General features: G+C 71.2%; 23 protein-coding genes. 12 read left to right on the top strand and 11 right to left on the bottom strand.

What is annotated here, in order from left to right:
- Nucleotides 1-154: 154 nt before the first annotated feature.
- Nucleotides 155-394, top strand: coding sequence for a heavy-metal-associated domain-containing protein (locus ACGFR9_RS19835; RefSeq protein WP_393210129.1), 240 nt, complete (start codon nucleotides 155-157; stop codon nucleotides 392-394).
- Nucleotides 395-506: 112 nt separating this feature from the next.
- Nucleotides 507-2,756, top strand: a complete 2,250-nt coding sequence (locus ACGFR9_RS19830; protein ID WP_393210126.1) for a heavy metal translocating P-type ATPase — start codon at nucleotides 507-509, stop codon at nucleotides 2,754-2,756.
- Between the two features lie 687 nt (nucleotides 2,757-3,443).
- Here ACGFR9_RS19830 and ACGFR9_RS19825 read toward each other — a convergent pair.
- Nucleotides 3,444-4,733 (bottom strand): citrate synthase, encoded by a 1,290-nt coding sequence (locus tag ACGFR9_RS19825; protein ID WP_393210123.1) that lies wholly within the window; start codon nucleotides 4,731-4,733, stop codon nucleotides 3,444-3,446.
- Nucleotides 4,734-4,952: 219 nt separating this feature from the next.
- The gene (locus tag ACGFR9_RS19820) at nucleotides 4,953-7,244 is read right to left on the bottom strand and encodes an ATP-dependent RecD-like DNA helicase (protein WP_393210121.1); all 2,292 of its coding nucleotides are present in this window, start codon (nucleotides 7,242-7,244) and stop codon (nucleotides 4,953-4,955) included.
- Between the two features lie 66 nt (nucleotides 7,245-7,310).
- On the opposite strand from ACGFR9_RS19820, the gene ACGFR9_RS19815 reads away from it, so the two are divergent.
- On the top strand, nucleotides 7,311-7,904 hold the full coding sequence (locus tag ACGFR9_RS19815; protein ID WP_393210118.1) for a Uma2 family endonuclease: 594 nt from the start codon (nucleotides 7,311-7,313) through the stop codon (nucleotides 7,902-7,904).
- Here the strand turns inward: ACGFR9_RS19815 and ACGFR9_RS19810 are convergent.
- From ACGFR9_RS19810 to ACGFR9_RS19795, 4 genes are read right to left on the bottom strand one after another with little or no spacing between them, the layout of a single operon-like run.
- Complete coding sequence (locus ACGFR9_RS19810; protein WP_393210116.1) at nucleotides 7,899-8,279, bottom strand: hypothetical protein; 381 nt, start codon at nucleotides 8,277-8,279, stop codon at nucleotides 7,899-7,901. The two genes, ACGFR9_RS19815 and ACGFR9_RS19810, sit on opposite strands and share 6 nt — an antisense overlap.
- A 13-nt stretch (nucleotides 8,280-8,292) precedes the next feature.
- Complete coding sequence (locus ACGFR9_RS19805) at nucleotides 8,293-8,946, bottom strand: hypothetical protein (protein ID WP_393210113.1); 654 nt, start codon at nucleotides 8,944-8,946, stop codon at nucleotides 8,293-8,295.
- 50 nt (nucleotides 8,947-8,996) lie between these two features.
- Nucleotides 8,997-9,197, bottom strand: a complete 201-nt coding sequence (locus tag ACGFR9_RS19800; RefSeq protein ID WP_393210111.1) for a DUF397 domain-containing protein — start codon at nucleotides 9,195-9,197, stop codon at nucleotides 8,997-8,999.
- A 7-nt stretch (nucleotides 9,198-9,204) separates the two neighbouring features.
- The gene (locus tag ACGFR9_RS19795) at nucleotides 9,205-10,050 is read right to left on the bottom strand and encodes a helix-turn-helix domain-containing protein (RefSeq protein ID WP_393210108.1); all 846 of its coding nucleotides are present in this window, start codon (nucleotides 10,048-10,050) and stop codon (nucleotides 9,205-9,207) included.
- Nucleotides 10,051-10,272: 222 nt separating this feature from the next.
- On the opposite strand from ACGFR9_RS19795, the gene ACGFR9_RS19790 reads away from it, so the two are divergent.
- From ACGFR9_RS19790 to ACGFR9_RS19760, 7 genes are all read left to right on the top strand, one after another.
- The gene (locus ACGFR9_RS19790) at nucleotides 10,273-10,683 is read left to right on the top strand and encodes an ATP-binding protein (RefSeq protein WP_393210105.1); all 411 of its coding nucleotides are present in this window, start codon (nucleotides 10,273-10,275) and stop codon (nucleotides 10,681-10,683) included.
- Between the two features lie 228 nt (nucleotides 10,684-10,911).
- Complete coding sequence (locus tag ACGFR9_RS19785; RefSeq protein WP_030217331.1) at nucleotides 10,912-11,955, top strand: LacI family DNA-binding transcriptional regulator; 1,044 nt, start codon at nucleotides 10,912-10,914, stop codon at nucleotides 11,953-11,955.
- Nucleotides 11,952-13,472 carry a sugar ABC transporter ATP-binding protein gene (locus ACGFR9_RS19780; protein ID WP_393210102.1) on the top strand — a complete coding sequence of 507 codons (1,521 nt, stop codon included), beginning with the start codon at nucleotides 11,952-11,954 and terminating at the stop codon, nucleotides 13,470-13,472. Before ACGFR9_RS19785 ends, ACGFR9_RS19780 begins: the two co-directional genes overlap by 4 nt.
- Nucleotides 13,462-15,417: a substrate-binding domain-containing protein gene (locus ACGFR9_RS19775; protein WP_393210099.1), complete on the top strand. Its 1,956-nt coding sequence runs from the start codon at nucleotides 13,462-13,464 to the stop codon at nucleotides 15,415-15,417. The genes ACGFR9_RS19780 and ACGFR9_RS19775 overlap by 11 nt, the downstream gene beginning before the upstream one ends.
- Before the next feature lie 73 nt (nucleotides 15,418-15,490).
- Nucleotides 15,491-16,393 (top strand): ribokinase, encoded by a 903-nt coding sequence (locus ACGFR9_RS19770; RefSeq protein WP_393210096.1) that lies wholly within the window; start codon nucleotides 15,491-15,493, stop codon nucleotides 16,391-16,393.
- Nucleotides 16,390-16,779, top strand: a complete 390-nt coding sequence (gene rbsD / locus ACGFR9_RS19765) for a D-ribose pyranase (protein ID WP_393210093.1) — start codon at nucleotides 16,390-16,392, stop codon at nucleotides 16,777-16,779. The genes ACGFR9_RS19770 and rbsD overlap by 4 nt, the downstream gene beginning before the upstream one ends.
- Before the next feature lie 198 nt (nucleotides 16,780-16,977).
- Nucleotides 16,978-17,979: a helix-turn-helix domain-containing protein gene (locus ACGFR9_RS19760; RefSeq protein WP_393210090.1), complete on the top strand. Its 1,002-nt coding sequence runs from the start codon at nucleotides 16,978-16,980 to the stop codon at nucleotides 17,977-17,979.
- A gap of 439 nt (nucleotides 17,980-18,418) precedes the next feature.
- Here the strand turns inward: ACGFR9_RS19760 and ACGFR9_RS19755 are convergent, their stop codons facing one another.
- The 3 genes from ACGFR9_RS19755 to ACGFR9_RS19745 are packed head-to-tail and all read right to left on the bottom strand — an operon-like array spanning nucleotide 18,419 to nucleotide 21,551.
- Nucleotides 18,419-19,252, bottom strand: a complete 834-nt coding sequence (locus ACGFR9_RS19755) for a sugar phosphate isomerase/epimerase family protein (protein WP_393210087.1) — start codon at nucleotides 19,250-19,252, stop codon at nucleotides 18,419-18,421.
- A complete protein-coding gene (locus ACGFR9_RS19750) occupies nucleotides 19,249-20,403 on the bottom strand; it encodes a dihydrodipicolinate synthase family protein (RefSeq protein WP_393210084.1) in 1,155 nt (384 codons plus the stop codon). The genes ACGFR9_RS19755 and ACGFR9_RS19750 overlap by 4 nt, the downstream gene beginning before the upstream one ends.
- A complete protein-coding gene (locus ACGFR9_RS19745) occupies nucleotides 20,400-21,551 on the bottom strand; it encodes a Gfo/Idh/MocA family protein (protein WP_030217317.1) in 1,152 nt (383 codons plus the stop codon). The genes ACGFR9_RS19750 and ACGFR9_RS19745 overlap by 4 nt, the downstream gene beginning before the upstream one ends.
- 244 nt (nucleotides 21,552-21,795) lie before the next feature.
- On the opposite strand from ACGFR9_RS19745, the gene ACGFR9_RS19740 reads away from it, so the two are divergent.
- On the top strand, nucleotides 21,796-22,842 hold the full coding sequence (locus tag ACGFR9_RS19740; RefSeq protein ID WP_393210080.1) for a LacI family DNA-binding transcriptional regulator: 1,047 nt from the start codon (nucleotides 21,796-21,798) through the stop codon (nucleotides 22,840-22,842).
- A 239-nt stretch (nucleotides 22,843-23,081) separates the two neighbouring features.
- The gene (locus ACGFR9_RS19735; protein ID WP_393210077.1) at nucleotides 23,082-23,882 is read left to right on the top strand and encodes a sugar phosphate isomerase/epimerase family protein; all 801 of its coding nucleotides are present in this window, start codon (nucleotides 23,082-23,084) and stop codon (nucleotides 23,880-23,882) included.
- 31 nt (nucleotides 23,883-23,913) lie between these two features.
- Here the strand turns inward: ACGFR9_RS19735 and ACGFR9_RS19730 are convergent, their stop codons facing one another.
- Together ACGFR9_RS19730 and ACGFR9_RS19725 are read right to left on the bottom strand one after the other, a co-directional pair.
- Nucleotides 23,914-24,540: a GNAT family N-acetyltransferase gene (locus ACGFR9_RS19730; protein ID WP_393210074.1), complete on the bottom strand. Its 627-nt coding sequence runs from the start codon at nucleotides 24,538-24,540 to the stop codon at nucleotides 23,914-23,916.
- Between the two features lie 14 nt (nucleotides 24,541-24,554).
- Nucleotides 24,555-25,457 (bottom strand): EamA family transporter, encoded by a 903-nt coding sequence (locus tag ACGFR9_RS19725; protein WP_393210071.1) that lies wholly within the window; start codon nucleotides 25,455-25,457, stop codon nucleotides 24,555-24,557.
- Between the last annotated feature and the right edge of the window lie 33 nt (nucleotides 25,458-25,490).

Genomic DNA, 25,490 nt, shown 5'->3' with positions numbered 1-25,490 from the left:
CCGCGGACCGCGGCTTGTCGCGCCTTGCCGCAGGGCCGTGGGCCGGCCCGCGCCGCCCCGGCCACCACACTTGGATTCATACCCCCTAGGGGTATAACCTGAAGTCGTGGCCACGGCCACACCGACCCCATACGCCTCGACGAGGAGTAACGACATGACCTCCCAGACCGATACCCAGGGCTCCGTCACCACCGTCTACAAGGTGAGCGGGATGAGCTGCGGCCACTGCGAGGGCTCCGTCTCCGGCGAGCTCTCCCAGCTCCCCGGTGTCAGCTCGGTCCAGGCCGTCGCCTCCTCGGGCGAGGTGACCGTCGTCTCCGCCGCCCCGCTCGACGAGGAGGCCGTCCGCGCCGCCGTCGACGAGGCCGGCTTCGAGCTGGCGGGCCGGGCCTGAACCGCAGGCCCCCGCTTCCGTACGGCGTGATCCGGGCCGCACCGGCCACCCGCTGACCGCGCGGCCCCGGCACGCCACCACCCCCCTTCGCCACAACCCCGGAGTGCCGGACATGACCAGCACCACCGCCCCCCAGGCACCGGCCGCCGGGCAGCCGGCCCGCTCGGAGGTCGAGCTGCTCATCGGCGGGATGACCTGCGCCTCCTGCGCGGCCCGCGTCGAGAAGAAGCTCAACCGGATGGACGGTGTCACCGCCACGGTGAACTACGCGACGGAGAAGGCCCGCATCGCCTATCCGCCGGGCCTCGAGGTCGCCGACCTGATCACCACCGTCGAACGGACCGGCTACACCGCCGAGGAACCCGCGCCCGCGCGGGACGAGGCGCCCGCCGAGGACGGGGAGGCCGATCCGGAGCTGGCCGCCCTGCGCCACCGCCTGGTGTGGTCCGCGCTCCTCGCCTTCCCCGTCGTCCTGCTGGCGATGATCCCGCCGCTGCAGTTCGACAACTGGCAGTGGCTCTCGCTCACCCTCGCCGCGCCCGTCGTCGTGTGGGGCGCCGCGCCGTTCCACCGGGCCGCCTGGACCAATCTCCGGCACGGCGCGGCCACCATGGACACGCTGGTGTCCGTGGGCACGCTCACCGCGTTCGGCTGGTCCCTGTGGGCGCTGTTCCTCGGCGACGCGGGCATGCCCGGCATGCGGCACCCCTTCGAACTGACCGTCTCGCGCACCGACGGCGCCTCCGCGATCTATCTGGAGGTGGTCGCGGGCGTCACCGCGCTCATCCTGCTCGGCCGCTATCTCGAGGCCCGCTCCAAGCGTCGCGCGGGAGCGGCCCTGCGGGCGCTGATGGAGCTGGGCGCCAAGGACGTGACCGTGCTGCGGGACGGGGCGGAGGTGCGGATTCCGGCGGACCGGCTGACGGTGGGCGACCGGTTCGTCGTACGGCCCGGGGAGAAGATCGCCACGGACGGCACGGTGGTCGAGGGCTCGTCCGCCGTGGACGCGTCGATGCTGACCGGCGAGTCCGTCCCCGTGGACGTCACCGTCGGGGACACGGTCACCGGGGCCACGGTCAACGCCGGCGGGCGGCTCGTCGTCGAGGCGGCCCGGGTCGGCGCCGACACCCAGCTCGCGCGGATGGCGAAGCTGGTCGAGGACGCGCAGACCGGCAAGGCGCAGGTGCAGCGGCTCGCCGACCGGATCTCCGGGATCTTCGTCCCCGTGGTGCTGCTGATCGCGGTCGGCACCTTCGGGATGTGGCTCGGCTCGACGGGCGACACCGTCGCCGCGTTCACCGCCGCCGTCGCCGTACTGATCATCGCCTGCCCTTGCGCGCTGGGGCTGGCCACGCCGACCGCGCTGATGGTCGGCACCGGGCGCGGTGCCCAGCTCGGCATCCTCATCAAGGGCCCGGAGGTCCTGGAGTCCACCCGTCGCGTCGACACCGTCGTCCTGGACAAGACCGGCACCGTCACCACCGGCCGGATGACCCTCCAGGCGGTCCACACCGCCGACGGCACCGACGAGCGGGAGCTGCTGCGGCTGGCGGGCGCCCTGGAGCACGCCTCCGAGCACCCCGTCGCACGCGCGATCGCAGCGGGCGCCGAGGAGCACGTCGGCGCGCTGCCGAGGGCGGAGCACTTCGAGAACGTGCCCGGCAGGGGCGTACGCGGGCGTGTGGAGGGCCGTGCGGTGGCCGTGGGGCGGCTCCTCCTCGACGCACTGCCGCCGGAGCTGGCGCGGGCGAAGGACGAGGCCGAGCGGGACGGCCGTACGGCCGTCGTGGCGGGCTGGGACGGGGTGGCACGGGGTGTCCTCGCCGTCGCGGACACGGTCAAGGAGACCAGCGCGGAGGCGGTGCGCGAACTGCGCGCGCTGGGGCTCGAGCCGGTGCTGCTGACCGGTGACAACGGGACCGTGGCCGCGTCGGTGGCCCGGACCGTCGGCATCGACCGGGTGATCGCCGAGGTGCTGCCCGAGGACAAGGCCGACGTCGTACGGCGGCTGCAGGCCGAGGGTCGCGCCGTCGCCATGGTCGGCGACGGTGTCAACGACGCGGCCGCGCTGGCCGTCGCCGATCTGGGTCTCGCCATGGGCACCGGCACGGACGCGGCGATCGAGGCCGGCGATCTGACGCTGGTCCGCGGCGACCTGCGGGTGGCGGCGGACGCGATACGGCTGTCCCGCCGGACCCTCGCCACGATCAAGGGCAACCTGGTGTGGGCCTTCGGCTACAACGTGGCCGCGCTGCCGCTGGCCGCGGCGGGGCTGCTGAATCCGATGATCGCCGGTGCGGCGATGGCGTTCTCGTCGGTCTTCGTGGTGACGAACAGCCTGCGCCTACGGGCGTTTCATTGAGGTCTCAAGTTGGGGTGTACCCCTGTCGTCCGGTACGACCCTCACATAAGCTCTTCACACGGCTCGCGCATCTTCCTTACGCTTGGGTCCCGTGAGCGATTTGCGGACTCTTGCGCCTCCAGGGGACATATGCAAGAGACGCAGATCACAGTGATCCGAACGTAACCATCGAAGGGGTTCGAAGGTCTAAGTTGGCGATGTCAGGCAGCGTCTTGGGGGGCGCCGTCTGGCATCTGGGGAATGTCTTGGGGGACTTTCCCAGAGATTGCGTTGCCGGGGCACGTACCCAGCGGGGAGCTTTGAGCGGCCCTCCCGAATGTGCGCTGTCCCGGCAGACCGCACACCGACGAGTGCGGCGGGTTCAGGTCCGCCCGCGCTCGCACAGCGATTCAGGCGCTGTTCTCACAGACGCCCGGCCGGATCCCGTGGGGGGAATCCGCACCGGGACATGGGAAGGCGCCCTGGTACGTCGGCCCGTGGGGGGACCGGCGGCCAGGGCGCCTTCTTCCTTGCATCGCACCCGTGCGATGGCCACGCCCAGAGGGGCGCGGCCTTGGGGCGGCCGGCTGGGCAGCACGCCCAAAGGGGCGCGGGGAACTGCGCGACCAGCCACAGACCGGCCGGCAGCCGCCCCACACCCCTTCGGCGACGAGCCATGAGGCGCATACGCACCCCCACCGGCAGGTGTCAGCGCTGCTCGACCGGAATGAAGTCCCGCTCGACCACACCCGTGTAGATCTGCCGCGGACGCCCGATCCGCGACCCCGGCTCCTTGATCATCTCGTGCCACTGGGCGATCCACCCCGGCAGCCGGCCCAGCGCGAACAGGACCGTGAACATCTCGGTCGGGAAGCCCATGGCCCGGTAGATCAGACCGGTGTAGAAGTCCACGTTCGGGTAGAGGCTGCGCGAGACGAAGTAGTCGTCGGAGAGCGCGTGCTCCTCCAGCTTCAGCGCGATGTCCAGCAGTTCGTCGGACTTGCCGAGAGCGGACAGCACATCGTGCGCGGCGGCCTTGATGATCTGGGCGCGCGGGTCGAAGTTCTTGTAGACCCGGTGGCCGAAGCCCATCAGCCGGACGCCGTCCTCCTTGTTCTTCACCTTGCGGATGAAGGAGTCGACGTCGCCGCCGTCGGCCTTGATGCCCTCGAGCATCTCCAGCACCGACTGGTTGGCGCCACCGTGCAGCGGACCCCACAGGGCGGAGATGCCGGCGGAGATCGAGGCGAACATGTTCGCCTGCGAGGAGCCGACCAGACGCACGGTGGAGGTCGAACAGTTCTGCTCGTGGTCCGCGTGCAGGATCAGCAGCTTGTCCAGGGCGGCCACGACGACCGGGTCGAGGTCGTAGTCCTGCGCGGGGACGGAGAACGTCATGCGCAGGAAGTTCTCGACGTAGCCGAGATCGTTGCGCGGGTAGACGAACGGGTGGCCGACCGACTTCTTGTACGCGTAGGCCGCGATCGTCGGAAGCTTGGCGAGCAGCCGGATGGTGGAGAGGTTGCGCTGTTCCTCGTCGAACGGGTTGTGGCTGTCCTGGTAGAACGTCGACAGCGCGGAGACGACCGACGACAGCATGGCCATCGGGTGGGCGTCGCGGGGGAAGCCCTTGTAGAAGTTCTTGACGTCCTCGTGCAGCAGGGTGTGCTGCGTGATGTCGCCCTTGAACACGGAGAGCTCGTCGACGGTCGGCAGCTCACCGTTGATCAGCAGGTAGGCGACCTCCAGGAAGGTGGAGCGCTCCGCCAGCTGCTCGATCGGGTAGCCGCGGTACCGGAGGATGCCCGCCTCGCCGTCGAGATACGTGACCCCGGATTTATAGGCCGCGGTGTTGCCGTAGCCGCTGTCCAGTGTCACCAGACCGGTCTGAGCGCGGAGCTTCCCGATGTCGAAGCCCTTGTCGCCGACGGTGCTGTCGATCACCGGGTAGGTGTACTCGCTGCCGTCGTACCGCAGTACTACAGAGTTGTCGCTCACGTCTTCCCTCACCGACCTAGTGCCTCATCTTCGAGGTGCCCTGACGGTCTCCACCCTCCCCCACTCGGCGCAGGAGAGTGCACTCGGGGTCGACCATCGGGCCTATCCGCGGCACTGAGTGCCGCCAACTTGCCCATCCTGCCCGCTGTGTTCCGCTTCCGGAAGGGCTCTGTGACCTTCGTGACTCATTTGATCGATCATTTTTTGATGTCGGGCCGCTCACAGGGGTGACGCGGGGGCCGAGAGGGGCGTGAGGCGGGAGCCGGCGAGGCGGAAGTCGAGTGCCGTGCACCGGCGGCCCGCCGAGACCGTGCGCACCGCCTGTCCGATCGCCTTGCGGGAGCCGACGAGGACGACCAGCCGCTTGGCCCGGGTGACCGCCGTGTAGAGCAGATTGCGCTGCAGCATCATCCAGGCGCCGGTGGTGACGGGGATGACGACCGCCGGGTATTCGCTGCCCTGGGAACGGTGGATGGTCACGGCGTAGGCGTGTGCCAGCTCGTCCAGTTCGTCGAACTCGTACGGCACCTCCTCGTCCTCGTCGGTCAGTACCGTCAGGCGCTGGTCGACCGGGTCGAGCGAGGTGACCACGCCCACGGTGCCGTTGAAGACCCCGTTCTCCCCCTTCTCGTAATTGTTTCTGATCTGGGTGACTTTGTCGCCGACGCGGAAGACCCGGCCGCCGAACCGCTTCTCGGCGAGGTCGGGGCGGGCGGGGGTGATGGCCTGCTGGAGCAGCCCGTTGAGCGTGCCCGCACCGGCCGGGCCCCGGTGCATGGGCGCGAGAACCTGCACGTCACGACGGGGGTCCAGACCGAACTTCGCCGGGATGCGCCGGGCGGCGACGTCGACGGTGAGACGGCCGGCCTCCTCGGTGTCGTCCTCGACGAAGAGGAAGAAGTCCTTCATGCCGTCGGTGACGGGGTGCTGCCCGGCGTTGATCCGGTGCGCGTTGGTCACCACGCCGGACTGCTGGGCCTGGCGGAAGACGCGGGTGAGGCGGACGGCGGGGACGGGGCTGCCGTCGGCGAGGAGATCGCGCAGGACCTCACCCGCGCCGACGCTGGGCAGTTGGTCGACGTCGCCGACGAAGAGGAGGTGGGCGCCGGGCGGCACCGCCTTGGCCAGCTTGTTCGCGAGGAGGAGGTCCAGCATGGAGGCCTCGTCGACGACCACCAGGTCGGCGTCGAGCGGGCGGTCCCGGTCGTAGGCGGCGTCGCCGCCGGGCTTGAGCTCCAGCAGCCGGTGCACGGTGGAGGCCTCGGCTCCGGTCAGCTCGGCGAGGCGCTTGGCCGCGCGGCCGGTGGGTGCGGCGAGGACCACCTTGGCCTTCTTGGCCCGCGCCAGCTCGACGATCGACCGCACGGTGAAGGACTTGCCGCAGCCGGGCCCGCCGGTGAGCACCGCGACCTTCTCGGTCAGCGCCAGCCTGACGGCGGCCTCCTGCTCGGGGGCCAGCTCCGTGCCCGTACGCCCCTTGAGCCAGCCGAGCGCCTTGTCCCAGGCCACGTCCCGGAAGGCGGGCATCCGGTCGTCCTCGCTGCGGAGCAGCCGCTGCAACTGGGCGGAGAGAGCCAGCTCGGCACGGTGGAAGGGGACGAGGTAGACGGCGGTGACGGGATCGCCCCCGTCGGGCGCGGGCACCTTCTCCCGTACGACACCGGGGTCCTCCCCCTCCTCCGGCTCGGCGGCGAGTTCGGCGAGGCACTCGATGACCAGCCCGGTGTCCACCTGGAGGAGTTTGACGGCGTCGGCGATCAGCTTCTCCTCCGGGAGGTAGCAGTGCCCCTGGTCGGTGGCCTGCGACAGCGCGTACTGCAGCCCGGCCTTCACCCGCTCCGGGCTGTCGTGCGGGATCCCGACGGACTGGGCGATCCTGTCGGCGGTGAGGAAGCCGATGCCCCAGACGTCGGCGGCGAGCCGGTACGGCTGGTTCCTCACGACGGAGATCGAGGCGTCGCCGTACTTCTTGTAGATGCGTACGGCGATGGACGTCGACACCTCGACGGTCTGGAGGAAGAGCATGACCTCCTTGATCGCCTTCTGCTCCTCCCAGGCGTCGGCGATCTTCTTGGTCCGCTTGGGCCCGAGCCCCGGGACCTCGACGAGGCGCTTGGGCTCCTCCTCGATGACGGTGAGCGTGTCGACGCCGAAGTGCTGGGTGATGCGGTCGGCGAACACCGGCCCGATGCCCTTGACCAGACCGGATCCGAGATAGCGCCGGATGCCCTGGACGGTGGCGGGCAGCACGGTCGTGTAGTTCTCCACGTGGAACTGCTTCCCGTACTGCGGATGCGACCCCCAACGCCCCTCCATCCGCAGCGACTCCCCGACCTGCGCACCGAGCAGCGCACCGACGACGGTGAGCAGATCACCGGCGCCTCTGCCGGTGTCGACCCGGGCGACGGTGTACCCGTTCTCCTCGTTGGCGTACGTGACCCGCTCCAGCACACCTTCGAGCGTGGCGAGCCGGCCTTCGCCGGGGGCAGCGGCTGCGGACTGGTTGGACATGATCCGACGGTACCGGTGGGGTGTGACAGGGCGGCCGGGAAGTCGCCCCCTCAGTACTCTGGATTCATGGACTACGCCAAGATGCGCGCCATCGCCGCAGACCTCGGGGCCTACTCGGAGCAGCTCGAGGGGTCGTGGAGCGTCGAGATCGGGCCGTCCGGTCCAATACTGGCGATGATGTGCCCGTCCAAGCGCCACGAGGGGGCTGTCCGCCGCATCTGCAAGCAGTTGGACGCGCAACTGCCCCGCACCCACCCCGGTTACATCTGCGCCAACGGACCCGAGATCGAGCACCCTGCCATCGGGCGCATGCGCCGGCCCGATGCCGTGGTGATCCCCGAGGCGACGCTCGACGAAGAGGGCCTGGCCGTCGATGCGACGCAGGTGCTGGCCGCTGTCGAGATCGTCTCGCCGTCCAACCCGAGCAACGACTACGACGAGAAGCTGGCCGAGTATCCGGCCATGGGCATCCCGCACTACATGATCGTGGACCCGCGCACCGGCACGATCGAGGTGCACTCGGAGCCGTGCAAGGGCCGCTACGGCAACAAGGAGCCGTATATCTTCGGCGACTTCGTGCCGTTCGGGCCGTGGACGGTGGAGACGTCGGAGTTTCGCAGGTACGGCAGGGACGGCTCCACCATTCCGCCTGGGTCATGACGCGGGTATGAACCCCGGCCACCAGGGTGGGACGTTCCCCGGGCATACGGGGTCCGGGTAGGAGTCGAGCACGCCGAGCCAGGTGACCAGGAACCACGCACAGCACACGGCGAGCAGCAGCGCCGCCGCGAGGGCCAGACGCCGGTGCCGTCTCGCGACGACGCCGTACAGGACGGCGAGCGGGATCGCCGTGGCGAACCACAGCAGCGGGGCGAGGAGGAGCAGGGTGAAGGAGTTCGCCGCCGAGTTGACCCCGACATCGCAGGCGGCCCACACCTGCCCGATGGCAACGGTGGACACGACCGAGGCGCCCCCGCCGAGGAAGACCCCGACCCGGACGGCCCCGCGCCGGCTCACCTGACCCGCGTCCGCCATCGATGCGTACCGCTCAGCCCGTGATGGAGAAGAAGATCGTGTCCTGGGTGTACCAGTCGATGTTCTTCGTGGCGTACTCCCACTCCCGGTGTTCCATCTCGAGCTTCTCGGCCATCTCCTGGAGGTCGTACCGGAAGTCCGCGTCCACCCGGTCCAGCACCGCACGGTAGGCGTCGGCGGCCGGTTGGGCCTTGGCCAGCGGGAACATGCCGATGTCCGGCCCGTCCACGGCGTAGGGGACGGAGAAGGGGATCTCTCGCGGTGGCCCCGAGAACAGGTGGTCGTGCAGCAGGAGTTCGGCGCTCACGCCCGCGCGGCGCAGTTCCTCGTCGAGCAGGCCGAAGAAGGTGGAGGGCTTGGAGTAAACCCCGAAGTCGGCGGGGTCGGAGGCGTTGTGGTCGATGATGTGCTGGAGCGCCCGGTAGTAGGCGCTGCCCGCGTATTCGGCCGTGGAGTCCGCGCGACCGGCGACGAGGTGCTCCAGCGCGTCGGGGACGGTCAGACCGAGGTCTATGCCCTGACGCTCCAGGTCCTCCTGACTCTCTTTCGCTTTCTCCCGCATGAGTCCGAGAAGGCGCGTCTGAACGACCGTCAGCCGGCCCGTGCCTCCGAGGAAGGCGAGGACGTCGGCCTTGTCGGCGGTGCTATAGGAAATGATCCGGCTCATGATCAGCATCCTGCCAGCAGCCACTGACATCGAGCGGCGAGTCCGCGATGTCACGACTTCATCGAAGGCGGCCGCTTCAGCGCGCTGAGGAAGTGGGTGAAGGCGGAAGCGGGGAAGGTGAGGGTGGCTCGGGCGGGGGCCTTGGAGTCGCGGACGGCGGCATGAGTGGGTGAGGACGCGATCTCCACGCAGTTGTTGCCGTCGCCGCCGCCGGAGTAGGACGACTTGCGCCAGTTGTCAGGGGTGGACACGGAAGCCTCACAGTTCCTTGGCCAGTCTCTGGATGACGTCACGCGACCGGCTGGAGTCGAGCGACACGCCCTCCACTGTACGGAAAACCGTTCGAAAGACACCGAGTTGCACTTCGGAATCGATGAATCCGGTCCCGTGAGGTGCGTCGCGGACAGCCGTGTCCAGTTTGGGCACGCGCCCGCCCGCCAGCATCATGGGGCTCCACGTACCACCGAAGCCGTCCAGATCGAAGGGGATGACGCGCACGCTGACGTGATCGGTCTCGGAGAGTGCCAGGAGGCGAGCGAGCTGGGCCCGCGCAGTGGCTCGGCTTCCCACCCTGATACGGAGTGCCGCTTCATGGATGACGGCCTTGTACGGGACCGACGCCTCGAGAATCACTTTCCGCCGCATCCGGTGACGGACTCGCAGATCCAGTTCCGCGCAGGGAAGTTCGGGCACCCGAGAAGCGAAGGCGGCACGGGCGTAGTCCTCCGTCTGCAACAGGCCGGGGATGAACAGGAACTCCACGTCCCACCGGCATGTGGAGTGGTGCTCCAACTCGGCGAGGTCCAGGAACGGCGTGGGGAGCAAGCCTCGGTACTCCTCCCACCAGCCACGAGTCCGGTCCGTTGCCATGGCCACGAGGGCGTCGATGAACGCCTCGTCCGTACACGAGTAGTGCGCCGCGAGGCGGCGCAGGCGCTCCTCGCTCACACCCGCCAGGCCGGACTCGATGTGGCTGATCTGGACGCGGTTCACTCCGAGTAGTGCCGCCGCCTCTATGGCAGAGAGCCCCGCAGCGTCTCGCAACCTGCGCAATTCGACTGCCAGACGCAACTGACGTGCGGTGCACTCGCGCCTCAAGACCATGCAGGACTCCTTCGGATCAACGAGTCCGCCGGCGCGACCCGTTCGGGGGCAGATTAGGCGATCGGCTTGCCGCGTATGACATGTTAGCCCTACCGTCAGTGACGCGACGCACACCGTGCGACACCGGGCTCACCGGAAGCGCACCGCCCCGTCCTGCCATGACGGCTGCGGCAACGACACCGGACCCGCACCCCACCCCCCTCACCGACAACGGAGTTCCGCATGCCCGAAAACGAACCGTGGGAGTACTCCCTGTACATCCCCCACGACCTCCGCGCCGTCACCGTCAGCCGCCGCACCCTGCGCCTCATCCTGACCATGCACGGCCTCATCCGCCTCGTCGACGTCGCCGAACTGCTCGCCACGGAGCTCGTTTCCAACGCCGTACGGCACACCAAGGGCCCCGCCGGCCTGCGCGTGCGCTGGTCGCCGCCGGGGACGTTGCGGATCGGGGCGTGGGACGCGGACCCCCAGCCCCCGGAGCCCCCACGGCCGCTCGAAGGGGAGGCCGATTCGGAGGACGGGCGGGGCCTGGCCCTGGTGCGGGCCTGCGCCGACGTATGGGGATGGCAGCCACTCACCAGGCACGGCAGTCACGGCAAGTACGTGTGGTGCGAACTGTCCGCAGCTTGACGGGGGCGGAGCCTTCGCAAGTGGCCATTGGGCCACATCTCCCGTGGGCGGCAATGACAAGGCGCCCCCGGCCCACCCGCACCCCGGCCCGGTGACAAGTCACCCCCGCCCCACCCCGCCCCCCCCGGTCACGATTACGTATCGGCCACCCCCACCCCCCTTGCATCCGTCCCGTGTAATCGATTCCAATCCCTCATGTAATCGATTCCACGAGGAGGTGGAGCGGTGATGGCGAGCATCAAGGATGTCGCTGCCGAGGCGGGGCTCTCCGTTGCCACGGTGTCGCGGGTGCTGAACGACCATCCGTCGGTCAGCGACGACGCGCGCCGGCGGGTGATGGCCGCCGTGGAGGCGCTGAGCTACCGGCCGAACGCCGTCGCCCGTTCGTTGCGCACCGATCAGACCCGCACCCTCGGGCTGGTGATCAGCGACGTGATGAACCCGTACTTCACCGAGCTGGCCCGCTCCGTCGAGGAGGAGGCCCGCGCGCTCGGCTACAGCGTGATCATCGGCAACGCCGACGAGCGGCCGGAGCTCCAGGACCACCACGTCACGACGCTGCTGGACCGCCGTATCGACGGCCTGCTCGTCTCCCCCACCGACCGCGGCTCCCCGCGCATGCTGGAGGCGGCCCGTGCCGGTACGCCCATGGTGTTCGTCGACCGGTGGATCCCCGGTGTGGACGTGCCCGTCGTCAGGTCGGACGGGCGGGACGCCGTACGGGACCTCGTGGCGCATCTCCACGCGCTCGGGCACCGCCGGCTCGCGATCATCGCGGGCCCCGCCGCCACCACCACGGGCCGCGAGCGCGTGGACGCCTTCCGGGAGGCGCTCGGCGATCACGGCCTTGACCTCCCCGACGCCTACATAGGCCAGGGCGACTTCCAGGCCGACAGCGGCCGCCGGGTCACCGAGGGCTTCCTCGATCTGGCCGAGCCGCCCGAGGTCGTGTTCGCCGCCGACAACCTGATGGCGCTCGGCGCGCTGGACGCCGTCCGCGCGCGGGGCCTGCGGGTGCCCGACGACCTGGCGCTGGCCGCGTTCGACGACGTGCGCTGGTTCGTGCACACCGATCCCCCGGTCACCGCGATCGCCCAGCCCACGGGCGCCCTGGGACGGGCCGCCGTACGCGCGCTGGTCGACCGTATCGAGGGCAGACCCGGCGAGTCCGTGACCCTGCCCGCCCGGCTCGTCGTACGCCGCTCGTGCGGTGAGCCGGCCCCCACCACCCAGTCCCCCCACCCCTCCCCCGTACGAAGGAGTACGTCGTGAGCAACGTGGACGAGTTGCTGCGCATCGAGGGCCTGCGCAAGACCTTCCCGGGCGTGGTCGCCCTCGACAGCGTCGACTTCGACCTGCGCCGGGGCGAGGTGCATGTGCTCCTCGGTGAGAACGGCGCGGGCAAGAGCACCCTCATCAAGATGCTCTCCGGTGCCTACACCCCCGACAGCGGCCGGATCACGGTCGGCGGCGAGGAGGTGCGCATCGACGGTGCGCAGGACTCCGAGCGGCTCGGGATCGCCACCATCTACCAGGAGTTCAACCTCGTCCCCGATCTGACGGTGGCCGAGAACATCTTCCTGGGGCGGCAGCCGCGCCGGTTCGGCATGATCGACCGCAAGCGGATGGAGGCGGACGCCGCCGTCCTGCTCGAGCGGGTCGGCGTCAAGGTCTCGCCGCACACGCAGGTGCGTGAACTGGGCATCGCCCGGCTGCAGATGGTGGAGATCGCGAAGGCGCTGAGCCTGGACGCGCGCGTCCTCATCATGGACGAGCCGACCGCCGTGCTGACCTCGGAGGAGGTCGAGAAGCTGTTCTCGATCGTGCGCCGGCTGCGCGAGGACGGCGTGGGGATCGTCTTCATCACCCACCATCTGGAGGAGATCGCCGCCCTGGGCGACCGGGTGACGGTCATCCGGGACGGCCGCAGCATCGGCCAGGTGCCCGCCTCCACCCCGCGGGACGAGCTCGTACGGCTCATGGTGGGGCGGTCGATCGAGCAGCAGTACCCGCGTGAGCGTGCCGAGGCCGGTGACGCGCTGCTCAAGGTCGAGGGCCTGACCCGGGACGGCGTCTTCCACGACGTCGGTTTCGAGGTGCGGGCCGGTGAGGTCGTCGGCATCGCGGGCCTGGTCGGCGCGGGCCGGACCGAGGTCGTCCGGGCCGTGTTCGGCGCGGACCCCTACGACCGGGGCTCGGTACGGGTCGCGGGCACGGCCCTGCGGCGCGGCGACGTGAACGCCGCCATGGCGGCCGGTATCGGCCTGGTGCCCGAGGACCGCAAGGGCCAGGGGCTGGTGCTCGACGCCTCCGTCGAGGAGAACCTCGGACTGGTCACCCTGCGCACCAGCGCCCGCGGCGGCCTCGTGGACCTCAAGGGGCAGCACACGGCCGCGGAGCGGATCGCCCGGCAGCTCGGGGTACGGATGGCGGGCCTCGGCCAGCATGTACGCACCCTGTCCGGCGGCAACCAGCAGAAGGTCGTCATCGGCAAGTGGCTGCTGGCCGACACCCGGGTCCTCATCCTCGACGAGCCCACCCGCGGTATCGACGTGGGCGCCAAGGTCGAGATCTACCAGCTCATCAACGAACTGACCGCGCAGGGCGCCGCCGTCCTGATGATCTCCAGCGATCTGCCCGAGGTCCTCGGCATGAGCGACCGCGTCCTGGTCATGGCGCAGGGCCGGATCGCCGGCGAACTGGCCGCCGACCAGGCCACCCAGGACAGCGTGATGGCACTCGCCGTCAGCACCCCCACCACCGGAACGGAGACCCCCCGTGGCAACTGACACGCTCAAGAGCAGGCCGGGCGTGCAGAGCGCCCCGGGCGGCCTGCGCCGTCTGCTCCTCGACAACGGCGCGCTCACCGCGCTGATCGCCCTCGTGATCGCCATGGCGGCGCTCTCCGGCGACTTCCTCACCACCGACAACCTGCTGAACATCGGCGTGCAGGCGGCCGTCACCGCGATCCTCGCCTTCGGCATGACCTTCGTCATCGTCTCGGCGGGCATCGACCTGTCCGTCGGCTCGGTCGCCGCCCTGTCCGCCACCGTGCTCGCGTGGAGCGCCACCGAGGCGGGGGTGCCCGTCGCCCTGGCGGTGCTGCTGGCGGTCCTCACCGGCATAGGGTGCGGCGTCGTCAACGGCTTCCTGATCTCGTACGGGAAGATGCCGCCGTTCATCGCGACGCTGGCCATGCTGTCCGTGGGGCGCGGGCTGTCGCTGGTGATCTCGCAGGGGTCGCCCATCGCGGTCCCCGACTCCGTCTCGCACCTGGGTGACAACCTGGGCGGCTGGCTGCCCGTGCCGGTGATCGTGCTGACGGTCATGGGTCTGCTGACGGCGTTCGTGCTGCGCCGCACCTACATCGGCCGCTCCATGTACGCCATCGGCGGCAACGAGGAGGCGGCCCGGCTGTCCGGGCTGCGGGTCAAGCGGCAGAAGATCGCCATCTACGCGTTCTCGGGCCTGTTCGCCGCCACCGCGGGCATCGTGCTCGCCGCCCGGCTCTCCTCCGCGCAGCCGCAGGCCGCGCAGGGCTACGAGCTCGACGCGATCGCCGCCGTCGTCATCGGCGGCGCCTCCCTCGCGGGCGGCACCGGCAAGGCGTCCGGCACCCTGATCGGCGCGCTGATCCTCGCCGTGCTGCGCAACGGCCTGAACCTGCTCTCCGTCTCCGCGTTCTGGCAGCAGGTGGTCATCGGTGTGGTGATCGCGCTGGCGGTGCTGCTGGACACGGCCCGCCGCAAGGCGGGTACGAGTACGGCCCCGGCGGCGGCGGACCCCGGCGGCAACCGGAGGAAGCAGGCGCTCACCTATACGGTCGCGGCGGTCGTCACCATCGCGGTGATCGCGGCCACGTCGCTGCTGCACGGCGGCTCCTCCGCCGGCAGGACGCAGAAGATCGGTCTGTCGCTGTCCACGCTGAACAACCCATTCTTCGTGCAGATCCGGGCCGGCGCGGAGGAGCGGGCGAAGGAGCTGGGCGTGGACCTGACGGTCACGGACGCCCAGAACGACGCCTCGCAGCAGGCCAACCAGCTGCAGAACTTCGTCAGCGGCAGCCGGTCCGCGATCATCGTCAACCCGGTCGACTCGGACGCCGCCGGTCCCTCGGTGCGCTCTGCGAACAACGACGACATCCCCGTCGTCGCCGTGGACCGGGGCGTCAACAAGGCGAAGACGTCCGCGCTGGTCGCCTCCGACAACGTCGAGGGCGGCGCGCTGGGCGCCAAGGCGCTCGCGGAGAAGCTCGGCGGCGAGGGCAGCATCGTGATCCTCCAGGGCCAGGCCGGCACCTCCGCCAGCCGGGAGCGCGGCGCGGGCTTCGCCGAGGGACTGAAGGACTACCCGGGCATCAAGGTGGTCGCCAAGCAGCCCGCGGACTTCGACCGCACCAAGGGCCTGGACGTGATGACGAACCTGCTCCAGGCGCACCCGGACGTCGACGGCGTGTTCGCCGAGAACGACGAGATGGCGCTCGGCGCGCTCAAGGCGCTCGGCTCGAAGGCCGGCAAGTCGGTTCAGGTCGTCGGTTTCGACGGCACGCCTGACGGGCTCAAGGCGGTCGAGGCGGGCACGCTGTACGCGTCCGTCGCACAGCAGCCGAGGGAACTCGGCCGGATCGCGGTGGACAACGCGCTGCGCGCGGCCGAGGGCAAGAAGACCGACGCGATGGTGAAGGTTCCGGTGAAGGTGGTCACGAAGGAGAACGTGGCCGGCTTCGGCGGCTGACACCGGCGGGCAGGACCGGGGCGGGCGGTCACGACGGCCGTCCGCCCCGCAGGACCAAGTGGGGAGCCACTTCATGTACGACTACGACCTGCTGGTCGTGGGATCGGCCAACGCCGACCTCGTGATCGGTGTCGAGCGCCGGCCGGGCGCCGGGGAGACGGTCCTCGGTTCCGACCTGGCCGTCCACCCAGGCGGCAAGGGCGCCAACCAGGCCGCCGCGGCCGCCCGTCTCGGTGCCCGTACGGCGCTGCTGGCGCGGGTCGGCGACGACGGGCACGGCCGGCTGCTGCTGGACTCGCAGCGGGCGGCCGGGGTGGACACGGTGGGTGTGCTGGTGGGCGGGGCGCCGACGGGTGTCGCGCTGATCCAGGTGGACCCGTCGGGTGACAACAGCATCGTCGTGTCGCCGGGTGCCAACGGCCGGCTGACTCCGGCGGACGTGCGGGCGGCCGGGGGCCTGTTCCACGCCTCCCGGGTGGTGTCGGCGCAGCTGGAGATCCCGCTGGAGACGGTGGTGGAGGTGGTGCGGAGTCTGGCGCCGGGCAGCCGGTTCGTGCTGAACCCGTCGCCGCCGCTGCCGCTGCCGGCGGACGTGCTGGCGGCCTGCGATCCGCTGATCGTCAACGAGCACGAGGCGAAGGTGATCCTCGGCGACACCGCCGCCGGGGACGGCCCCGAGGAGTGGGCGCAGCTGCTGCTCGCGCGCGGGCCGCGGTCGGTGGTGGTGACGCTGGGCGGCGAGGGAGCCCTGGTGGGGTCCGCCGACGGTGTCGCCCGGGTGCCGTCCGTGAAGGTGCGTGCCGTGGACACCACCGGCGCGGGTGACGCCTTCACCGCCGCGCTGGCCTGGCGGCTCGGCGCGGGCGAGCCGCTGGCACAGGCCGCGGCGTACGCGGCCCGGGTGGGCGCGGTGACGGTCACCAGGGAGGGCGCGCAGGTGTCCTTCCCCACGGCGGCGGAGGTGGCGGCGCTGTGAGGAAGCACGGAATCCTGAACCGGCACCTCACCGGAGCCCTCGCCGAACTCGGCCATGGCGACGGGGTGTTGGTGTGCGACGCCGGAATGCCGATACCGGACGGGCCGCGCGTGGTGGACCTTGCCTTCCGCGCGGGCGTGCCCTCGTTCGCGGAGGTGCTGGAGGGGCTGCTGGACGAGCTGGTCGTCGAGGGCGCGACGGCCGCCTCGGAGATACGGGACGCCAACCCGGCGGCGGCCGGGCTGCTGACGGACCGCTTCCCCGCCCTGGCCCTGGTCCCGCACGAGCGGCTCAAGGAGCTGAGCGCCGGCGCGCGGCTCGTCGTACGCACGGGTGAGGCACGGCCGTACGCGAATGTGCTGCTGCGCTGCGGGGTGTTCTTCTAGGCGGCCGGGCGGCTTTTCGGCTTTCGGCTTTTCGAGGGGGCCCGGTCCGTCGACCGGGCCCCCTCGGTCCCTCCCCGTCAGAACCCCTCGTATCCCCCCCGGGTCCCCACCCAGAGGTTCTGACACCACGTACGACCCGCGAGGTGCGGGCAGGGTTGCACGTTCTCTCCGCATTTTTTCCGGCGCCCGTTCCCTACGATGGACGCGGCCGTCCATGGGGGTGTGGCGATGCTGGTGCGGGAGTTCCGGACCGAGGTGGTGCCGCCCGCCGAGCGGTGGGATCTGTGGCAGGACGTGGCTGTCCGGACGCATGTGCCCAATGTGCTGCGCAGTGACCGCAGCGACGACTTCCGCGCCACGATGCGGGTGCTGCCGCTCGGGGATCTGCAGATCGCCGAGCTGGACCTGCCGCACCTGGACACCGTGCGCACGCCGCGCACCATCCGCCGTTTCGACCCCGAGGTCCTCCAGATCAACTGCCAGCTCGCCGGTGACGGCGGACTGGCGCAGGACGGCACGGCGGGGACGTTCGAGGCGGGCCACCTCATCATGGCCGACAGCAGCCTCCCGTACGACGTCCGGATCAACCGCACATCGCAGCGGTCCACGACGGTGGTCGTCAGCATGCCCCGCGCCCGGCTGCCGCTGCCGCCGAGCGCGGTGCGCCGGCTGCTGGCGGTACCGGTCCGGCTGGATCACGGCATGGGCGGGGCGCTGTACCGCTGGCTGACCGATGTCGCCCGGCGGGCCGGTGAGTTCACCGACGCCGACGTACCGGCACTGGCTTCGGTGACCACGGATCTCCTCGCCTCGGTACTGGGCGGCTGCGTCGGCTGCGAGGACACGCTGCCGCCGGAGTCCCGCCGGCGCGCCCTGCACACCCGCATCCGCGACTTCATCGACCGCAACCTGGGCGACCCGTCCCTCTCCCCCGCGACCGTCGCGGCGGCCCACGGCATCTCCGTACGGCATCTGCACCAGCTGTTCGCCGCGGAGGGCGAGGCCCCGGCGGCCTGGATCCGCCACCGCCGCCTCGAACGCTGCCGCCGCGACCTCGCCGACCCCCGGCTGCGGGGCCGCTCCGTCCACGCGATCGCCGCCCGGTGGGGGTTCACGGACGCGGCCACCTTCAGCCGCGTCTTCCGCCGCGCGTACGGCATGACCCCGACCGACCACCGCCACACGGACCACACAGGCTGACGCCTGCCGGAATCGACAAGATTCCTGCACGGACGGTCAAGGATTCACACGCCTGTTGTACGCATGCTGGTGTCCGTGCACGGTGGGGGCCGTGCACGGCGGGGAGCAGGGGGAAGCAGCGTGCGGTGCCGGCGAACGTCGGCGTCCGATCCGGCACCGCACGACGTGCGCCCCGCCCATGACGACAGGGAACGGGAACACCTCTCCCCAGAGCACACCCGGGGCCCTGTTACGGGCCACGGGCCCCGGCCAAGGGCGTGCCGGGGCCCGTGTCCTACGTCCGCGAGCCCGATCGAGGCCACCGGCGGGAGGACCTCTCCCCGGAGCTTCTCCCGTGCCCCGCGCCTCGATGCGGCGACCCGGGCCGTGCACAGGGCCCCGGACGCCGCACGGTCGGAACCCGGGCCTCGCACAAGACCCGGGTCGCCGCACGCGGCTTTTATCCCGCGTGCTCCGCGAACCGTGCCGCCGTCTCGGCGAGTACCTCGCGGCCGTCCCGGGTCCAGAGGGTGTCGTTGAAGAGTTCGACCTCGATGGGGCCCGTGTAGCCGGCCGCCTCCACGTGGCCCCTCCACTCCCGCATGTCGATCGCGCCGTCGCCGATCTGGCCCCGGCCGTTGAGGACGCCCGCGGGCAACGGGGTGATCCAGTCGGCGAGTTGGAAGGTGTGGATGCGGCCGGAGGCGCCGGCGCGGGCGATCTGGGCGGGGGCCTGGTCGTCCCACCAGATGTGGTACGTGTCGACGGTGACGCCGACCTGGTGGGCGGGGAAGCGTTCCGCGATGTCCAGGGCCTGGGCGAGGGTCGAGACCACGCAGCGGTCGGAGGCGAACATGGGGTGCAGGGGCTCGATGGCCAGTCTCACCCCGTGTTCCTCGGCGTAGGGGGCGAGTTCGGCGAGGGCGTCGGCGATGCGTTCGCGGGCGGCGCGCAGGTCCTTGGAGCCGGGCGGAAGGCCGCCGGAGACCAGGACCAGGGTGTCGGTGCCGAGGGTCGCCGCCTCGTCGACGGCCCGGCGGTTGTCGGCGAGGGCCGCCGCCCGTTCATCGGGGGCGGTCGCGGTGAGGAAGCCGCCGCGGCACAGGGTCGTCACCGTCAGGCCCGCGTCGCGGACCAGTTTCGCGGCCGCCTCGACGCCGTACGCCTGGACCGGTTCGCGCCACAGACCCACACCCGGTACGCCCAGGTCACGGCAGGTGCTGACCAGTTCGGGCAGAGACAGCTGCCTGACCGTCATCTGGTTGATGCTGAAACGGGCGAGGTCCGCGGTCATCGGGTCACTCCGTACAGGTCGAGCAGGGTCCTCATACGGTCCTCGGCGAGCTTGGGGTCGGGGAACAGGCCGAGCCCGTCGGCGAGTTCGTAGGCGCGGGCGAAGTGCGGCAGGGAGCGCGCCGACTGGAGGCCGCCGACCATCGTGAAGTGGGACTGGTGGCCGGCGAGCCAGGCCAGGAGGACCACGCCGGTCTTGTAGAAGCGGGTGGGGGCCTGGAAGAGGTGGCGGGAGAGTTCGACGGTGGGGTCGAGGAGGGCGCGGAAGCCCTCCGTGTTCCCGGTGTCGAGGACGCGGACCGCCTCCGCGGCGAGCGGGCCCAGCGGGTCGAAGATGCCGAGCAGGGCGTGGCTGAAGCCCTGGTCGTCGCCCGCGATCAGCTCGGGGTAGTGGAAGTCGTCGCCGGTGTAGCAGCGCACGCCCTGCGGCAGGCGGCGGCGCAGGTCGATCTCGCGCTGGGCGTCGAGGAGGGAGACCTTGATGCCGTCGACCTTGTCGGGGTGGGCGGCGATGACCTCGAGGAAGGTGTCGGTGGCGGCGTCGAGGTCGGGCGAGCCCCAGTAGCCCTCGAGCGCCGGGTCGAACATCGGGCCCAGCCAGTGGAGTACGACCGGCTCGGCGGCCTGGCGGAGGAGGTGGCCGTAGACCTCCAGGTAGTCCTCCGGGCCCCGCGCCGCCGCGGCCAGGGCGCGGGAGGCCATCAGGATGGCCTGCGCGCCCGACTCCTCGACGAGCGCGAGCTGTTCCTCGTACGCCTGCCGGACCTCGGCGAGGGTCGCGGGGGCGGTGAGCTGGTCCGTTCCCACACCGCAGGCGATACGGCCGCCGGCCGACCTCGCCTCGGCGGCGGAGCGGCGGATCAGTTCGGCCGCGCCCGCCCAGTCCAGGCCCATGCCGCGCTGGGCGGTGTCCATGGCCTCGGCGACTCCGAGCCCGTGCGACCACAGGTGGCGGCGGAATGCGAGGGTGGCGTCCCAGTCGACGGCCGCCGGTGAGTCGGGGGACACGTCCGCGTACGGGTCGGCGACGACGTGCGCGGCCGAGAAGACCGTACGGGAGGTGAAGGGGGCACCGGGGGTGGTGGCGAGGGGTTCGGTACGGGGTTCGTAGGCGCGCAGGGTGCCGTTCGCGTCGGGGAGGTGGAGGGTCACAGCGCGATCTCCGGGACGTCGAGGCGGCTGCCCTCCGCCGAGGACCGCAGGCCCAGTTCGGCGAGCTGGACCCCGCGGGCGCCGGCCAGCAGGTCCCAGTGGTAGGGGGCGTCGGCGTAGACGTGCTTGAGGAACAGTTCCCACTGCGCCTTGAAGCCGTTGTCGAACTCGCCGTTGTCCGGGACCTCCTGCCACTGGTCGCGGAAGACCTCGGTGGCGGGGATGTCCGGGTTCCAGACCGGCTTGGGGGTGGCGGAGCGGTGCTGGACACGGCAGTTGCGCAGGCCGGCGACGGCGGAGCCCTCGGTGCCGTCGACCTGGAACTCGACCAGTTCGTCGCGGTTGACGCGGACCGCCCACGAGGAGTTGATCTGAGCGATGGCGCCGCCGTCGAGTTCGAAGACGCCGTAGGCGGCGTCGTCGGCGGTGGCGTCGTACGGCTTGCCGTTCTCGTCCCAGCGCTGCGGGATGTGGGTGGCGGTGAGGGCCTGCACGGACTTCACGCGGCCGAACAGCTCGTGCAGCACGTACTCCCAGTGCGGGAACATGTCGACGACGATGCCGCCGCCGTCCTCGCTGCGGTAGTTCCACGACGGGCGCTGCGCGTCCTGCCAGTCGCCCTCGAAGACCCAGTAGCCGAACTCGCCGCGCACGGACAGGATCCGGCCGAAGAAGCCGCCGTCGATGAGGCGCTTCAGCTTGAGCAGGCCGGGGAGGAACAGTTTGTCCTGGACGACGCCGTGCTTGATGCCGGCCGCGTTCGCCAGGCGGGCGAGTTCCAGGGCGCCGTCGAGGCCGGTGGCGGTCGGCTTCTCGGTGTAGATGTGCTTGCCGGCCGCGATCGCCTTCCTGAGCGCCTCCTCGCGGGCCGAGGTCACCTGCGCGTCGAAGTAGATGTCGACGCTGTCGTCGGCGAGTACGGCGTCCAGGTCGGTGGAGATGTGCTCGAGCCCGTGCCGTTCGGCCAGGGACTTCAGCGCGTGCTCCCGGCGGCCGACCAGGACCGGCTCCGGCCACAGCACGGTGCCGTCACCGAGGTCGAGGCCGCCCTGCTCGCGCAGGGCCAGGATGGAGCGGACGAGGTGCTGGCGGTAGCCCATGCGCCCGGTCACACCGTTCATGGCGATACGCACCGTCTTGCGTGTCACGTCATTCCCTTCGTACGCGGTTCGCGCGCCGCATACGCCCGACTGGTGAGCGTGACAGCAAGCGCTTTCTATGTACGTAGAAGCTAGCCTCTGAACGTCGGTGCGGACAAGACCACGGCCGATGCGAGTTGTTCGAGGGGGCGAACAACCGCGCGGATGGCCATAGGGTCTGGTCGGAACCACGGGTGTGGGCGTGGATGTGTACGACGGCGTACGGCATGACGCGCGAGGCGGAGGACGAGACATGACGGTGACCCTGGCGGACGTGGCGGCTCGCGCGCAGGTCTCCCCCGCGACGGTGTCGCGCGTGCTCAACGGGAACTATCCCGTGGCCGCGTCCACCCGTGAGCGGGTGCTGAAGGCCGTGGACGAGCTGGACTACGTCCTCAACGGTCCCGCGAGCGCGCTGGCCGCCGCCACCTCCGACCTGGTGGGGATCCTGGTGAACGACATCGCCGACCCGTTCTTCGGGATCATGGCGAGCGCGATCCAGGCGGAGATCGGCGGTCCCGGCGGGCGCGCGGGCGGAGAGAGACTCGCGGTCGTGTGCAACACGGGGGGCTCGCCCGAGCGGGAACTGACGTATCTCACGCTGCTTCAGCGGCAGCGGGCGGCGGCGGTGGTGCTGACGGGTGGCGCGATCGAGGACGCGCCGCACAGGGCGGCCATGGACGCGAAGCTGCGGAAGCTGGTGGACGCCGGGACGCGGGTGGTGCTGTGCGGGCGGCCGCAGGCGCCGGAGACCGGGGCGATCGCGCTGACCTTCGACAACCGGGGCGGCGGGCAGGAACTCACCGAGCATCTGATCGGGCTGGGGCACCGGCGGCTGGGGTACATCGCGGGGCCCCTGGAGCGGACGACGACACGGCACCGGCTGGAGGGGCACCGGGACGCGCTGGCGGCGCACGGGATCTCGGAGGACCCGCGGTGGACCGTGCACGGGCGGTACGACCGGCGGTCCGGGTACGAGGCGACGCTCGAACTCCTGCGGCGGGACCCGTCGTTGACGGCGGTCGTCGCGGCGAACGACTCCGTCGCGCTGGGCGCGTGTGCGGCGCTGCGGGAGTCGGGGCTGCGGATTCCCGACGACGTGTCCGTCGCCGGGTTCGACGATCTGCCGTTCAGCATCGACGTGGTGCCGGCGCTGACGACGGTGCGGTTGCCGTTGGCGGAGGCGGGGGCTCGGGCGGGGCGGATCGCGATGGGGCGGGAGGAGGAGCCGCCGGGGGGTGTGGCGGGGGTTCGGGGTGAGCTGATGGTGCGGGGGTCCACGGCGGGGCCGCGGGGTTGATCGGACCTTGACCCGTCGGGATTTTCGCGCAGTTCCCCGCGCCCCTGGGGGACAGGCGCGTCGTCCCGTGCGGGTGCGCTGTGGCGTTTCGCGCAGTTCCCCGCGCCCCTGGAAAAGGTGCGTTGCTGCGTGTGCTCCCCAGGGGCGCGGGGAACTGCGCGATCAGCCCCCACCGAGCCGCGCCCGGCCGCCGGCTTCATCGCGCCGGAACGGCATGTGCGCCGGTAGGGTCCGTTGCCATGAAGCTGGCGTTCTCCACCCTCGGTGTTCCCGGGCTGCCCCTCGCCGACGTGCTGGGTCTCGCGACCGCGCACGGCTACCACGGTGTCGAGCTGCGCACCCACCCCGAGGAACCCGTCCACCCGGGGCTCGGCCCCGCCGAACGTGCCGACGCCGCCGCCCGGTTCAACGCGGCCGGCGTCCAGATCCTGGGCCTCGCCGGATACTCCCGGGTCGCCGCGCCCGGCGAGGACGAACCCGTACTCACCGAGATCCGCGCCCTCCTCGACCTCGCCCGCGACCTCGGCGCCCCCTTCGTCCGGGTCTTCCCCGGCGGCGGCACCGAGCAGAGCCCGCAGGAGGCGGACGCGACCGCCGCCCGCCGGCTGGGCACAGCCGCCGAGTACGCCGCCGACCTGGACGTACGCATCCTCCTGGAGACCCACGACTCGCACCGCACCGGTGCCGACGCGATGCGGATCCTCGGCCTCGTCGGCCACCGTCAGGTGGGCGCGCTGTGGGACGTGATGCACACCTGGCTCGGCGGCGAACAGCCCGCCGAGAGCTACGCCGCCCTCTCCCCGCACCTCGGGTACGTGCAGGTCAAGGACATCGCCTCCGCCGACGACACGACGCCGCTGCCGCTCGGGGCGGGGGTACTGCCGTTGGCGGACTGTGTGGAGGTCCTCTCCCGGCACGGCTGGGACGGCTGGCTGTGCTGGGAGTACGAGAAGCGGTGGTACGACGCGGTGACGCCGTTGGCGGAGATCCTCGGCGCGGGGCGTGAGCACATGACGCGGTTGCTGACCGAGTCGGCGTGAGGCCGCGGGGACGGGTGAGCGCCGCTCGCGGCTACACGGGTGTCCTGGTCGTCACCCTCCGCTCCAGCCGGCGGCGGCACTCCGGCCAGTCCGCGGCCGTGATGGAGTAGATCGCCGAGTCGCGCAGGCGGCCCTCCTCGCCCGGGGCCCAGCTGCGGGACCAGTTGCGCAGGACGCCCTCGAAGTGGGCGCCGGTGCGTTCGATCGCGGCGCGGGAGCGGGTGTTGCGGGCGTCCGTCTTCAGGTCGACGCGGGACACTCCCCACCCCTCGAAGGCGTGGCCGAAGAGCAGGAGTTTGGACTCGGCGTTGAGGCCCGTGCCCTGGGCCGGGCCGGCGAGCCACGTGAAGCCGACCTCGATCGCGTCGAGCCGGTCCTCGCTCAGCCAGGACCGGGGCTCCCAGTACGCCGTGGCGCCCACCGCGCGTCCCGTGGCGAGGGAGATCTGCGCGTAGGGGGCGAGGCGGCCGGTAGCCGCGCGGGCGAGCTGGGCGTCGATGTACGCGCCGACCTCGTCGGCACGCGGCACCCAGGTGTAGGCGTAGGTGTCCCGGTTCTCCTCCGCGGCCAGCGCGAGGTCGGCCGTGTGCCGGTGGTCCAGTGGTTCCAGGCGCACCGACGCGCCCTCCAGGACCGGCCCTTCCAGTACGAAGCTCATCCGCGGTCTTCCCTTCATCCGCCGACCGGGGATTCTTCCCTGCGCACCGCCGCCCGTCGAACGGGTTTCACCGTCACCGACGCCAGCCCTACCCCGCCCACCAGCAGTGCCGCCGCGCACCACCGCAGCGGGGTCACCGACTCGCCCAGGAACAGCGCGGCCGACGACATCCCGAAGACCGGGACGAGCAGGGAGAACGGCGCGACCGTCGACGCGGGGTGGCGGCGCAGCAGCCACCCCCAGGCGCCGAAGCCGAACACCGTGGCGACCCAGGCGACGAAGAGCACCGTGCCCGCGCCCGCCCAGTCCAGGCCGCGCAGCGCGTCCAGGTCCCGCGACGGGCCCTCCAGCAGCAGGGAGAGGCCGAGCAGCGGCAGCACCGGCACCGTGCTCACCCAGATCATGAAGTTCAGGGCGTCCGGGGGTGCCGCCCTGCGGGTGAGGATGTTGGAGACACCCCAGCAGGCCGCCGCCGCGACGACCAGGGCGAAGCCGAGCAGCGGGCCCGACGTGCCCTCGTCCACGGCGGCCACGCCGATCCCGGCCAGGGCGACCGTCATGCCCACCAGCCGTGTCCGCGAGGGGCGTTCACCGAGGAGCGCGCACGCGAACAGGGCCGTGAACACCGCCTGGATCTGCAGCACCAGGGACGACAGCCCGCCCGGCATGCCCGCGTCCATGCCGACGAACAGCAGCCCGAACTTGGCCACCCCCAGCGCCAGCCCCACCCCCACGATCCACTTCCACGCCACCTTGGGCCGCCCCACGAAGAACACCGCCGGCAGCGCCGCCACCAGGAAGCGCAGGGCGGAGAACAGCAGCGGCGGGAAGTGGTCGAGCCCGACCTCGATGACGGTGAAGTTGACTCCCCACACGGCGGTGACGAGGACGGCGAGAAGCAGGTGGGAAGGGCGCATACGTCGAGGATCACCGCCCACCACACTTCAGCA

The organism is Streptomyces sp. NPDC048584 (assembly GCF_043199595.1).
Taxonomy (GTDB): domain Bacteria; phylum Actinomycetota; class Actinomycetes; order Streptomycetales; family Streptomycetaceae; genus Streptomyces; species Streptomyces edwardsiae.
This window is presented reverse-complemented; position numbering and strand designations above follow the sequence as displayed.